The sequence below is a fragment of the Shinella sedimenti genome, from assembly GCF_022601905.1.
Lineage (GTDB): Bacteria > Pseudomonadota > Alphaproteobacteria > Rhizobiales > Rhizobiaceae > Shinella > Shinella sedimenti.
Window position 1 is genome coordinate 263,953 of sequence record NZ_JAKVIN010000001.1, and the last position, 12,329, is coordinate 276,281.

General features: G+C 62.4%; 15 protein-coding genes. 8 read left to right on the forward strand and 7 right to left on the reverse strand.

What is annotated here, in order from left to right:
* Positions 1 to 22: 22 nt before the first annotated feature.
* Genes MKI86_RS01305 through MKI86_RS01320 form a run of 4 tightly spaced genes read right to left on the reverse strand, consistent with a single transcriptional unit; the run spans position 23 to position 2,741 of the window.
* Positions 23 to 808 (reverse strand): ATP12 family chaperone protein, encoded by a 786-nt coding sequence (locus MKI86_RS01305; RefSeq protein WP_241596136.1) that lies wholly within the window; start codon positions 806 to 808, stop codon positions 23 to 25.
* Complete coding sequence (locus MKI86_RS01310) at positions 801 to 1,466, reverse strand: HAD-IA family hydrolase (protein WP_241596139.1); 666 nt, start codon at positions 1,464 to 1,466, stop codon at positions 801 to 803. The genes MKI86_RS01305 and MKI86_RS01310 overlap by 8 nt, the downstream gene beginning before the upstream one ends.
* Positions 1,466 to 2,458 (reverse strand): RluA family pseudouridine synthase, encoded by a 993-nt coding sequence (locus MKI86_RS01315; protein WP_241596142.1) that lies wholly within the window; start codon positions 2,456 to 2,458, stop codon positions 1,466 to 1,468. Before MKI86_RS01315 ends, MKI86_RS01310 begins: the two co-directional genes overlap by 1 nt.
* A 46-nt stretch (positions 2,459 to 2,504) precedes the next feature.
* Complete coding sequence (locus tag MKI86_RS01320) at positions 2,505 to 2,741, reverse strand: Lrp/AsnC ligand binding domain-containing protein (RefSeq protein WP_134649071.1); 237 nt, start codon at positions 2,739 to 2,741, stop codon at positions 2,505 to 2,507.
* Between the two features lie 208 nt (positions 2,742 to 2,949).
* Here MKI86_RS01320 and MKI86_RS01325 point away from each other — a divergent pair, with 208 nt between their 5' ends.
* The 6 genes from MKI86_RS01325 (at position 2,950) to MKI86_RS01350 (ending at position 6,544) form a co-directional block, all read left to right on the forward strand.
* A complete protein-coding gene (locus MKI86_RS01325) occupies positions 2,950 to 3,237 on the forward strand; it encodes a hypothetical protein (protein WP_241596145.1) in 288 nt (95 codons plus the stop codon).
* Between the two features lie 259 nt (positions 3,238 to 3,496).
* A complete protein-coding gene (locus MKI86_RS01330) occupies positions 3,497 to 4,108 on the forward strand; it encodes a GIY-YIG nuclease family protein (RefSeq protein ID WP_241596149.1) in 612 nt (203 codons plus the stop codon).
* 90 nt (positions 4,109 to 4,198) lie between these two features.
* A complete protein-coding gene (locus MKI86_RS01335; protein ID WP_241596154.1) occupies positions 4,199 to 5,191 on the forward strand; it encodes an endonuclease/exonuclease/phosphatase family protein in 993 nt (330 codons plus the stop codon).
* Between the two features lie 61 nt (positions 5,192 to 5,252).
* The gene (locus MKI86_RS01340; RefSeq protein ID WP_241596158.1) at positions 5,253 to 5,423 is read left to right on the forward strand and encodes a hypothetical protein; all 171 of its coding nucleotides are present in this window, start codon (positions 5,253 to 5,255) and stop codon (positions 5,421 to 5,423) included.
* Positions 5,424 to 5,436: 13 nt separating this feature from the next.
* Entirely contained in the window at positions 5,437 to 6,072 is a 636-nt protein-coding gene (locus tag MKI86_RS01345) for an alpha/beta hydrolase family protein (protein WP_241596161.1), read from the forward strand.
* Positions 6,073 to 6,229: 157 nt separating this feature from the next.
* The gene (locus tag MKI86_RS01350) at positions 6,230 to 6,544 is read left to right on the forward strand and encodes a DUF1883 domain-containing protein (protein ID WP_241596163.1); all 315 of its coding nucleotides are present in this window, start codon (positions 6,230 to 6,232) and stop codon (positions 6,542 to 6,544) included.
* Here MKI86_RS01350 and MKI86_RS01355 read toward each other — a convergent pair.
* Positions 6,541 to 7,854 carry a replication-associated recombination protein A gene (locus tag MKI86_RS01355; protein ID WP_241596165.1) on the reverse strand — a complete coding sequence of 438 codons (1,314 nt, stop codon included), beginning with the start codon at positions 7,852 to 7,854 and terminating at the stop codon, positions 6,541 to 6,543. The genes MKI86_RS01350 and MKI86_RS01355 overlap by 4 nt on opposite strands.
* A complete protein-coding gene (locus MKI86_RS01360) occupies positions 7,851 to 9,254 on the reverse strand; it encodes a DegQ family serine endoprotease (protein ID WP_370879857.1) in 1,404 nt (467 codons plus the stop codon). The genes MKI86_RS01355 and MKI86_RS01360 overlap by 4 nt, the downstream gene beginning before the upstream one ends.
* A 200-nt stretch (positions 9,255 to 9,454) precedes the next feature.
* On the opposite strand from MKI86_RS01360, the gene msrP reads away from it, so the two are divergent.
* Both msrP and msrQ read left to right on the forward strand, forming a co-directional pair.
* A complete protein-coding gene (gene msrP / locus MKI86_RS01365) occupies positions 9,455 to 10,396 on the forward strand; it encodes a protein-methionine-sulfoxide reductase catalytic subunit MsrP (RefSeq protein WP_241596168.1) in 942 nt (313 codons plus the stop codon).
* The gene (gene msrQ / locus MKI86_RS01370) at positions 10,396 to 11,055 is read left to right on the forward strand and encodes a protein-methionine-sulfoxide reductase heme-binding subunit MsrQ (protein ID WP_241596171.1); all 660 of its coding nucleotides are present in this window, start codon (positions 10,396 to 10,398) and stop codon (positions 11,053 to 11,055) included. Before msrP ends, msrQ begins: the two co-directional genes overlap by 1 nt.
* Here msrQ and MKI86_RS01375 read toward each other — a convergent pair whose 3' ends face one another.
* Positions 11,056 to 12,246 carry a GGDEF domain-containing protein gene (locus MKI86_RS01375; RefSeq protein WP_241596174.1) on the reverse strand — a complete coding sequence of 397 codons (1,191 nt, stop codon included), beginning with the start codon at positions 12,244 to 12,246 and terminating at the stop codon, positions 11,056 to 11,058.
* Between the last annotated feature and the right edge of the window lie 83 nt (positions 12,247 to 12,329).

Here is a 12,329-nt window from a genome sequence, read left to right on the forward strand (position 1 = left end):
TGCCTAGATCGATGGTCTTAGGTCAGCGCGGAATGCCGGCGAGGACGGAGGCGGCGACATCCATCTCCTCGCGCCGTAATTCCCGGCGCCGGAAGGCTTCCTCGTCGGTGCCCCAATGCTCGATCTGCCAGTCCTCGTCCACATGGGCGAGAGACCAGGCCGTCTCTGCGTCGATAACGCCTTCCGCCAGCGCCAGCGCCAGCAGCGCCGAGCCGGTCAGCGTCGTGACCGTGTGCAGGCAGGCCAGCGCGAGCGGATCGGTGTGGGCGGAAAGCGCTGCGGCAAAAGCATCGATCGCCGGTGCCGGCTGCTCCTGATGCATCACGCCTTCGACGAGGATGAACCGGGCGCCCTTTACGTCGGCTACCCAGCGCAGGATCGGATCCCAGCCGTCGCGCTGGCGGTTGACGAGGCCCTCGGGCGAATCGGCGCGGTAGCACAGCATGTCGGTGCCGGCGAACCGCACGATCTCGTCGGCCACCGCGTCGAAATTGGCGGCGACGCCGTCGATGGCCGTGTTGACGAGGCGGGTGACCGGCATCTTCGCGGGATCGATCTCCTCGCCCTGCTCGTTCCATTCTTCGCGCAGGCGATCGGCAATCGCCTGGGACGGCACCGCCAGAATGTTCTTGCCCGGCGTGCGCACGGGCCGGCCGTCGAGGAGGATACGGAAGCCCTCCTCCGACGGCTCCGTCGTCACGTCCTTGTAGAACCGCTTCGGCAGCGGCCGCTTCATCTGGATTTGCGCGCGGCGCACCGGATCGGGATCGCTCATCGCATCGGAAAGATCGCTTCGGATATCACGCATCGGAAATCTCCAGCCATTCGAGGAGGTCGGCCGGCGTGCGCAGGATATGGTCCGCGCCCGCATCGACCAGTTCGGGAACGCTCGCATATCCCCAGGAAACACCGACGGCCTTGGCGCCGGCGGCCTTGGCCATCTGCATGTCATAGACGGCGTCACCGATCACGACCGTGCGGTCCGCATCGATACCCGCCTCGCTGCAGCATTCCATGACCATGGCCGGATGCGGCTTGGACGGGCAGTCGTCGGCGGTGCGGGATACGAAGAACGTCTTGTCGAAGCCATGGGAGGCACGAATGAGATCGAGCCCGCGGCGGGACTTTCCGGTGACCGCACCGAGGATCAGGTCGTTTTCACCCTCCAGCCGCGCCATCATCGGCGCGATGCCGTCGAAAAGCGGTTCCTGGAAACCGGGCTCGGCACGCACGTCGGTAAAGATGGCCTTGTAATGCGCCGTCATCGCCAGCGCCTCGTCGTCGACATGGGGCTTGCCCTGCATGCGGGCTATCGCGATATCGAGGGTAAGCCCGATGATCGCCTTGGTCTCGGCCACATCCGGCCGGGCATACCCGAAATCGACGAAGGTGCGGGCCATGACCTCGTGGATCAGCTTGACGCTGTCCACCAGTGTTCCGTCGCAATCGAAAAGCACAAGCCGCATCACTCTTCCTCATCCGCGGTGTTCTGGTCGAAACCGAAGAGGTTCCATGTTTGCACCATGTGCGGCGGCAGGGGCGCGGTCACACGCAGGCGCCCGCCATTGGGGTGGGGTATGTCGATGTGACGCGCATGCAGATGCAGCCGGTTCTGCACCCCGCCCGGGAAATTCCAGTTCACATCCGCATCGAAATACTTGGGATCACCGAGGATGGGATGGCCGATATGCAGGGCGTGGACGCGCAGCTGGTGCGTGCGGCCGGTATAGGGCTCCATCTCCAGCCAGGCGAAGTTCTGCCCCGCCTGCTCGACGACGCGGTAGAAGGAGACGGCGTGGTCTGCGCCATCCTCGCCATGCTTGGCGATGCGCATGCGATCGCCATCCGGCGTCTGCTCCTTGACGAGCCAGGTGGAAATCTTGTCCTCGCGCTTCTTCGGCACGCCCTTGACCAGCGACCAGTAGGTCTTCTTGGTGTCGCGCTCGCGAAACGCGGCGGTGAGCTTCTGCGCGGCACCGCGCGTGCGGGCGATGACGAGAACGCCCGACGTGTCGCGGTCGAGGCGGTGCACGAGACGCGGCTTCTCGCCCTTCTGGCTCGTCCAGGCTTCCAGCATCTGGTCGATATGGCGCGTGACGCCCGAGCCGCCCTGCACGGCGATGCCGGCCGGCTTGTTGAGCACGAACACCTTGTCATCCTCATGCAGCAGCATGCGCGACAGGAGTTCGCCGTCAGGGGAGTGCTTGAGATCACGGCTGGCAATGGGGCCGGACTTCGCAGCTTTCGGATCGACATCCATGGGCGGGATGCGGATAATCTGTCCGGGCTGTATGCGCGTGTCGCTTTTCGCGCGCCCGCCGTCGATGCGGACCTGCCCGGAGCGCAGCAATTTTTGAAGCTGGCCAAAGCCGAGCCCCGGATAGTGGACCTTGAACCAACGGTCGAGACGCATGCCCGCCTCGTCGTTATCCACCTGCTTGTGTTCGATGCCTGCCATGTCAGCCTTCTTTCGTTGCGCCGCTCTTAGCGCAAGAACGAAGGAATTAGAAGGCGCGGAAGGTCAGTGTCGTCAGCGAACGCACGATGCCGGGAATGGACGCGACATGATCGTTGATGAACTTGCCGATATCCTCTTCGCTTTCGACATATATCTTGAGCAGCAGGTCGAACTCGCCGCTCGTCGAATAGAGCTCCGAAATGAGTTCGGTTGCGTAAAGCGCATCGGCCACCTCATAGGTCTTGCCCGGGGCGCATTGCAGTTGCACGAAAATCGGCTTCATCGGTCCTCCCGTGCCATCGGCGGCATGCTCGAGCCGCGCGACTCCGGCGGCATTACGCATTCCTTATGACGGAATTGTCACCGCAAAGGCAAGACCGCCGGAAACAGCCGACATCGGTTAAAATTCGATGAAAATACAAGCATCATAATTCACCGCAGCGAAATTCCCGAATGCTAGAGTCGATCATCCGACCAACCGTTGAAATGCCATGACCCAGATCGTGACAGTCTCTCCGGCAACCGCCGCCTATGCCTCTCTCGGCATGAAAACCACAACGCGGAGCCATACGCTCTTCGAGGAACGCATCCATCACTGGAGCGAGGATGCGAAGGTGCGCGGCGATGCCCGCGTGCTCGCGGTCCTCAACGTCATCCAGCCCCCGGCGCTTGCGCTCGCCCTCCTCACCGCGCCGGACCTGCGCCCCCAGGTAACGGTCGCCGAGGCACAGCGCCAATATGACGAGAACGGCCAGGAAGTACCGCCCGACGTCGACTGACACCTCCCCAACAACAGCCGTCCCCAACACCTCGCCCCCGTTACCGGGGGCTTTCTTTTCATGTCGTATGTCTTCATAGCCGAAGCATCGCTGATACCCGCCAACAAAGTTGGATGAGATTTCGACCGACTAGGAGAGGTGGATCACCGGCTACGTAAAATCGGTCGACTAGCACTTTCGCTTGGCGCGCAACCACTACCTGGCCATGTACACGCACTCAACCCAATGCTACCCTGAATAGGCAATGGGGAGCGCGCTAATGACGGGAAAGAAGACGGCTCATACGGGGTGGCATTTCATACTGACGACGAACGGGTGGCATTGGGAATTGTTTGACGAGAACGGCAATTGGATCGGTCGGTCCATCATGTCGTTTCCAACAAAACAAGCCTGCTATGAAAACGCTCTTGCGCATAGCAGGGCGAAACGGCCTTTCATTGAGCGGGAGAAGGACCTCACACCCGAAGAAGAACGCGATCGCCGGAATGATCTTCATGCCTTCCGCAGTTGGTTTGCCATGAAACAACAGGCCTTCTCCGCCGGGTTCGCTGAGGGTAGCGAATCGTCAGCCGAGCGTCACGGCGTCGGTGAAGAAGAGACATGGTATGTTTACATACTGTCGTCAGGCCCAAGCGATCTGTTGCTGTTAGAGGCGGAAAACACGCTGGAGCCGCACGTAAACAAGGCGAAGCACGGCTCCGCCGCCAAGCACGCGAAGGTAGTGGTGTGGTGCGAATGGCATGACAGTAAGGAAAGCGCCATGAACCGTCTGAAGGAGATGCGGAAATGGTCGCGGCAGAGGAAGATCGGTTTCATCGAGGCATCCAATCCCGGCTGGAACGACATCTCTGAAAGCTTCGCGGCGCGGTAGCCGGCCAGGTTGTCGTTGCGATGCGGGATTGCACGGGCTAAATGCGAACTTCCCGTTACGGCGAATCCCGTGATGCAGAAGGAACCGCCGATGCCCACAGCACCGCGCAAGGGAGCGATTGCCCTCGCCTACCGTGTTTTCGTCCTGCCGGGCGTCATTGTCTATCTTTTCGCCGTCAGTACCGTCGTGCTTGCTGCAGACCGCTTCTGGCTGGTCGATCTCGCCACCTTTGCCTGGCCTTACGTTGTCGCCGTCGGCGTGCTGCTGACCGTCGCGGCCTTGCTGACACGCCGCGTCAAGGCTATCGCCATGGCGGTGATCGGCCTTGCGGTCGCGCTCCTGCCGGCCGCGGACGTGCCGACGGCCCGTGCCTCCTCTGCGCAAGGCGGCATCAAGGTGATGACGGCGAACATCTTCGGCGACAATATCAAGGATCGCGCCGCCTTCCTCACCCTGTTGAAGCAGGAGCGGCCCGACGTCGTCGTTCTCGAAGAGACCAGTCCCGCCTGGGAGCGGCTCATTTCGTCATCCGGCCTTTATCCCTATGAGAGCAGCACCGAAGCGATGCTGCGGGACGCGCTGAAAGTCTATTCGACCCTGCCCATCCGCGCTGAAACGGAACTGAAGCGCGCCGTCACCGAGCCTCAGGCCTACAAGCAGCCGTTGCGGCTGGAGCTCGATCTCGCCGGAAAGCCGCTTTTCCTCTATGCCTTCCATCCGGAAACGCCGCGCCGGCTCTGGCAGTGGCGCGACCGCAACGCCTACCTCTCGGCTGCCGCCGATGCGGTGAAAGGCGATCTGGAACGGGCGCCGGTGATTGTGGCCGGCGACTGGAACACGCCGACATGGTCGCCCTTCTTCCGCACCTTCCTCCAGCAATCGGGTCTGGCTTCCACGGCGGATGGTTGGCTGCAGCCGGTCACGCGCTTTACCATGAAGCTCGAGGCCTTCGCCTATATCGGCGCCACCATCGACCACATCGCCGTTTCGCCGGACATCTTCCTGCGCAAGCACCGTGTCGGTCCGGCCTTCGGCTCGAACCACCGGCCCGTCATCGCAGAACTAACGCTGCCGCAGACCTGAGACCTCGTCGCGCCGCAAAAATACGCTATCTTGTCAGGGTAGCCGAAACGAGGAGACGACGATGACGACCAAGAAGGACAGCCCGAAAACCTCGCTCGAACAGGAACGTGCCCGGCAGAAGGAAAAGAGCCCGAAGGCCGAGCAGGACGACTATCTGGAGGAAGCGCTGGAAGAGACCTTTCCGGCGAGCGACCCGATCGCGCCCGGTGATGTGAAGGATCACGCCAAGTGAGTGGAGCCGCGGCGTGAACGGCAGTTTTCTCTTCACCGGCCCGGACGACGCGCCGGTGACACTGCTCCTGGCCCATGGCAGCGGAGCACCGATGGACTCGCCGGCCATGAATGCGGCTGCCGAGGCGCTGGCAGCGCAGGGCCTGCGTATCGCGCGGTTCGAATTCTCCTACATGGCGGCGCGGCGTACCAACGGCAGCCGTCGGCCGCCGCCCAAGGCAGAGACACTGAACCCGGAGTTCCGCGCGGCCGTTTTGGCGCTCGGCGCGAACGGCCCGCTGGTCATCGGCGGCAAGTCGATGGGCGGGCGTGTCGCCAGCATGGTGGTGGACGATCTCCATGCCGCCGGCATCGTCGCAGGTCTGCTCTGTCTCGGCTATCCGTTCCACCCGCCGGAAAAGCCGACGCAGTTGCGCACCGCCCACCTGATGACGCTGAAGACGCCGACGCTCATCTGCCAGGGCACGCGCGATCCCTTCGGCACGAAGGAAGAGGTTTCGACCTATGGCCTGCCCGAAAGCATCCGCCTCCTGTGGCTCGAAGACGGCGATCATGACCTGAAGCCGCGCAAGTCTATTTCCGGTTTCTCCGCCGCCGACCATCTCGCCACGATGGCAAGGACGGTAAAAGAGTGGACCAAGCCCCTCTGACACCCGGCCAAATAAAGCTGAGGGACTGATTCAACGATTTGACGAATTGAATCCGCTTCTCCATGCAAGGCTTTGAAACGCTATCCATTTTCGAAAAAGGGAACATTAACCGGGCTGTGCCAGAATGTTGGTTCCATCCCCCAAAGCCGGGCAAGCCATGACGCACAGCTTTGCTTATACGCACTACGACCTCGACATGCAGCGCAGCGGAACGGTCATAGAGATCACGCTGTCAGCCGTCGCTAATGTGCGCCTGATGAGCCATGGCAATTTCGACCTGTTCAAAAATGCCCGTCAGCACAAGTTTCTCGGCGGCGTGGCCAAGCAATCGCCGATCCGGCTGAAAATCCCGCAGAGCGGGCACTGGCATATCGTGGTGGATATGGAAGGGCATCCGGGCAAGGCGCAATCCTCGATCAAGATCGTGCCGAAAGGCCCGGAAAAGCCCGCGCAACGCTTCAACGCCGCCTAGCTGCAGCCGCGCTCCTGGCGCAGCTTCGCCCACCATTCCAGCCGCTTGCGAAGCTCGCGCTCGAAACCGCGCTCCGGCGGATTGTAGAAGGTCCTGCGGCCCATCTTCTCCGGGAAATAATCCTGGCCGGAAAAGGCATCCGGCTGGTCATGGTCGTAGAGGTAGCCGTCGCTATAGCCCTCCCCCTTCATCAGCTTGGTCGGCGCGTTGAGGATGTGCTTGGGCGGCAGCAGCGAACCGTTCTCCTTCGCCGCGCGCATTGCGGATTTGTAGGCGGTGTAGACGGCATTCGATTTCGGCGCAGTGGCGAGATAGACGCAGGCCTGCGCCAGCGCCAGTTCGCCCTCCGGCGAGCCCAGGAAATCATAGGCGTCCTTGGCTGCATTGCACACGACGAGCGCCTGCGGATCGGCAAGGCCGATATCCTCGACGGCCATGCGCACCATGCGCCGGCACAGGAACAGCGGATCCTCGCCGGCATCCAGCATGCGGGAGAGATAGTAGAGCGATGCATCCGGGTCGGAGCCGCGCACCGCCTTATGCAGCGCTGAAATAAGATTGTAGTGGCCGTCCTGCGACTTGTCGTAGACGGGCGCGCGGCGCTGCACGATGCGAAAGAGATCGTCCTGCCCGAAGGTCTCGCCGGCGCGCGCGGCGCGCCACACCTCTTCGGCCAGCGTCAGCACGGCGCGGCCATCGCCGTCCGCCATGCGCAGGAGCGACGCACGCGCCTCCTCATCGAGCGGAAGCGGCTTTTCCTCTACCGTCTCCGCCCGTTTCAGAAGCTCTTCGAGGCTCTCCTCGTCGTGGGGCTTGAAGGTCAGTACGCGTGCCCGCGACAGAAGCGCCGCATTCAGCTCGAAGGACGGGTTCTCGGTCGTCGCACCGACAAGCACGATGGTGCCGTCTTCCATGACAGGCAGGAAACTGTCCTGCTGAGCACGGTTGAAGCGATGGATCTCGTCGACGAAGAGCAAGGTCTGGCGGCCGCCCATACGACGCGCTCGCGCCGCTTCGAAGACCTTCTTGAGGTCAGCCACACCGGAGAAGATCGCGGAGATCTGCTCGAAGGCGAGCCCCGTCTCCCCGGATAGCAGCCGTGCAACCGTTGTCTTTCCGGTTCCCGGTGGCCCCCAGAAGATCATGGAGCCAAGCGAGCCCGCCTCGATCATGCGCGAAAGCACGCCGTCCGGCCCGGTCAGATGCGCCTGGCCGGAGACTTCGCCCAGCGTGCGCGGACGCAGGCGGTCGGCCAGAGGCCGTTTTGCCGCCATGTCCTCGGGTTCACGCGGGGCGAAGAGATCGCTCATCGGAAGAACTGACGAATGCGCTGGCCGTCACGCTCGATCTCGACGCGCCAGAAGGAGGGGTTTTCCTTGACGAGCGCTTCCAGCGTCTCCGTCGTCGACACGGCCGTGCCGTTCAGCTCGATAACGATATCGCGCGGCTGGAGGCCGATGCGGGCGGCGGGAGAGCCGCGATTGACTTGCGTGACGACGACGCCTGTCGTGGTCTGGTTCGTCGGCATGCGCAACTCATCCGCCACCCGCGGAGAAAGATTCGCGATCACGGCGCCCGAGAAGGGATTGCGTCCCTCGATCAGGCGCTCGTCACGCGGGGTTGTTTCGGGTGCGCGGTCGAGGGCAAGTGTCAGTTCCTCCTGCTTGCCATTGGCGATGACGGTGATTTTCGCCGTACCGCCGATACCGACCGTCGTCAGACGGTAACCCAAGGCATCAGGGTGCTCGACGGCAATGCCGTTGACGGCGGTGACGACCTGCCCCGGCTTCATTCCGGCCTTCTCTGCGGGGCTTCCAGCCTGAACGCGCGAAATGAGCGCGCCCCGCGCGCGGTCCAGGCCGAGCGCCTCGGCGACCTCCGATGTCACTGCATCGAAGGTTGCACCGATGAACGGGCGGTCGAAGGTAGCGTTTCCATGTTCGGCGCTTGCCACGAAAGTCTTCACCAGATTGGCGGGAATGGCGAAGCCCACACCATTGGAGCCACCACCACGCGAGAAGATGGCGGTGTTGATGCCGATCAGCTCCCCATTCATGTTGACGAGACCGCCACCGGAATTGCCGGGGTTGATCGCCGCGTCCGTCTGGATGAAGAAGCCGAAGTCGCCGGAGCGAACCTGGTTGCGGGCCAGCGCCGACACGATACCGCTGGTCACCGTCTGGCCGACGCCGAACGGGTTGCCGATGGCAAGAACCAGATCACCCACCTGAACCGCATCGCTGTCACCGAGCGGCAGCGTGGAGAATTTCGCATCACTCTTGATCTTCAGGACTGCGAGGTCGATCCGCTCGTCTTTCAGGACGACCGTGCTTTCGAATTCCCGGCCATCCGCCAGCGCGACCTTGATGTCGCTGGCCCCTTCGATGACGTGATTGTTGGTCACCACAATGCCGTTGGCGCCCACGATCACGCCCGAGCCGAGCGAGGACTGCTTTTCACTACGGTTGGGCATGCGCTGGCCGAAGAACTCCTCGAAGAAGGGATCGCCTTCGAAGATGGAGCGGCGTTCGACCGACCGTTCGGCATAGACGTTGACGACCGCGTTCTCGACCTTCTTGACGAGCGGTGCGAAAGACAGCTGCATCTCCGTCCTCGATTGCGGGACGGTGCGCTCCTCTGCCGTGGCGGGCGTGACAAGCGCCAGCGCCAAGAAAAGCGGGGCGGCAAACAGCATTCTGGCTTTCGACATGTGCGAGTCTCCTTCGTTTGCGCGTCACGTTCAGATAGGATTTCGGGGGAAAAAAGGCAAACCGCGCGCAGTATTGCGCTCACGGCCTCTCACGGGCCGCGCACGTAAATGTGGTTGCAGAAAAAATCACCGCCATTGAAACAACTTTGTCCTCCGTTACGTAGGTATCAGGGAATACAATCGAACGGATCGAGTCCGCCATGTCAGTCTATCGCCCTCCCCGCATTCCCGCCTCGGAGATTACGCCCGAGAACTGTTTTCTCAACCGCCGCGCGTTCATCGCCACGGCAGCCGGTGGCATGCTGGCTGCGACTGCCGCACCCGCCTTCGCCTCGACGTTGAAGGCGTCGGAGAGCCGCTACACGGTCGATGAGAAGCTGACGCCCGAAAAGGACGTGACCACCTACAACAATTTCTACGAGTTCGGTCTCGGCAAAGGCGATCCGGCGGCCAACTCTGCAAACTTCAAGCCCACCCCCTGGACCGTGAAGGTCGACGGCCTCGTCGGCAAGCCCAAGGAATTCGGTCTGGAGGAACTGCTTGCCATGCCGCTCGAGGATCGCGTCTACCGGATGCGCTGCGTCGAGGCTTGGTCGATGGTCATTCCCTGGGTCGGCTTTCCGCTCGCAGCCTTGCTCGACAAGGTGGAACCGCTGGGTGACGCGAAATATGTCGCCTTCGAAACGGTCGTGCGGCGGGAACAGATGCCGGGACAAGCGGGCTACTTTCAGTCGCTGCCCTGGCCCTATGTGGAAGGCCTGCGGCTCGATGAGGCCCGCAATCCGCTGACGCTGCTTTCGGTCGGCGTCTACGGCAAGACGCTGCCCAACCAGAACGGAGCGCCCATCCGGCTTGTGGTGCCGTGGAAATATGGTTTCAAGGGTATCAAGTCGATCGTGAAGATCACGCTGACCGACAAGCAGCCGCCATCCACCTGGAATATTTCCGCACCGAACGAATACGGCTTCTATGCCAACGTCAATCCGAAGGTGGACCATCCGCGCTGGAGCCAGGCGACTGAAAACCGTATCGGCGAAGGCGGCTTCTTCGGCGCCAACCGCCGCCCGACGCTGCCGTTCAACGGCTATGCGGAAGAGGTGGCGAGCCTGTATTCCGGCATGGACCTGCGGGCGAACTTCTGATGCCCGCCGCCATCCCCGCGCTGCCTCGAAAATACCATGCGGCCTCGATCTGGCTGCTCTACGCCGTCGGCCTCCTGCCAGCGGCATGGGGCTTCTGGCTTGGCGCCACCGGCGGGCTCCCTGGAAACCCGGTCAAGGAGTTCGAGCACCTTCTTGGCCTCTGGGCGCTGCGCTTCCTCGTGGCGACGCTCGCCATCACGCCGCTGCGTGACCTGTTCGGCATCAACTGGATCCGTTATCGCCGCGCTCTGGGCCTGCTGGCCTTCTGGTATGTGCTAATGCACTTCCTGACCTATATGGTGCTGGACCAGTACCTGAATTTCACGGCCATTATCGACGATATCGTCCGGCGCCCCTTCATCACCATCGGCATGGCCGCATTCGTGATGCTCATTCCCTTGGCGTTGACGTCGAACAACTGGTCGATCCGAAGGTTGGGACCGCGCTGGGTCAAGCTTCACAGGCTCGTCTATGTTATTGCCGCCGCCGGTGTTCTGCACTTCGCCATGTCGGTGAAGGTGGTAGGGCTTGAGCCTTGGACCTATATCGCACTTGTTGCGCTGCTGCTGCTGTACCGTTTGCTGCGTCCGATCCTGCGGAACCGCAATCGCGGCAGACGGACAAACGCCGCCCTGCCGGGGCGTGAGCGATCGGCCTGATCAGCCGCTCATTTCATCGCGCACGACGAAAAGCCGCGGGCCTGCCGCTGGCTGGCCGCCGTCCGCGGCGTTGCTGACAACCCGGTTGCGGCCGCTGCTCTTCGCCAGATAAAGCAACCGGTCTGCGCGGCTAATCGCTTCGTGGATCGTGTGGTCTCCCGCCGCCGTGACAGCTACGCCAAAGCTTGCCGTGATCGGCCGGTCGATCCCGATGCCGCTCAAGTCCCGTTCCCCCAGCGCGATGCGGACGGTGTTGGCGAGCATATGCGCGTCCGGAAGGCGACAATTCGGCAAGTAAGCGATGAACTCCTCCCCGCCGAAGCGGGCAACGGCGAGGCCCGGCCACGACACCGCGCGCAGGAGACGCGCGACCTCGCGGATCGCCTCATCGCCGGCGGCGTGGCCGAAGTGATCGTTGATCGACTTGAACCAGTCGATATCGGCGACGATGATTGCCGCGTCGTTCTTCGCCGACCGGCCACCTTCGCCGATGAACTGTTCGAAACCGCGCCGGTTAAGCAGGCCGGTCAACGGATCCTCCTCAGCATCCCTCCTGTGACCATCCAGGACGCGCAACGCGACGGAAGCGAGCGCGGTGAGCGCCAGAAGCAGCGCCCCGACGGTGGATGTGATCTGCATCACATACGCATAGGACGAGCCGACGAAGGCATCGATGGCGGGCGAACCGGCCATGTAGAAGAACACCAGCGTCCGGACGACCGTCTCGAGTACCACGAAGATGGCGGCGGCGAACAGTGCCTTTTCCACCGGAGCACGCAAGCGCAAGCGTACGGCTACCATCGCCACAACCAGCAGAAGGCCGCAAGTGATATCGCTCAGGAAAAGTTCGTAGCGAAGGCTATCGACACCAAGAACCGCCACGGCCATGCCGGCGTAACCGAGCATGGCGACGGCAGCCCGCAGTGCAAACATCCGCGGTGCGTTGAAGTGGCAGATAAGAGCGTGGCTGTAGAGAAGGAACGCACAGACAAAAAGCGCATCCGCCGCCAGGGCAACCACCGCCACAGGCAGGACAGCAAGAAGCAGCGGCGCGAGGAAGCCAAGGGCAGCGCAGAGATAACCGCCTCCCCAGAAGAGAGCCGCACGGTTGCCGTAACGGGCAACGACAAGGAACGCGACGCCAAACAGGCTGAGGACCACTGGCAGCAGGAAAGCGAAGTTCTCGTCCATCACCCGAACTCGATTGAATTTTCGCGCGCAGCCTAGCCGACAGGACTGAAAACACTGCCTAAGGACATGGTTTACGAAATGCT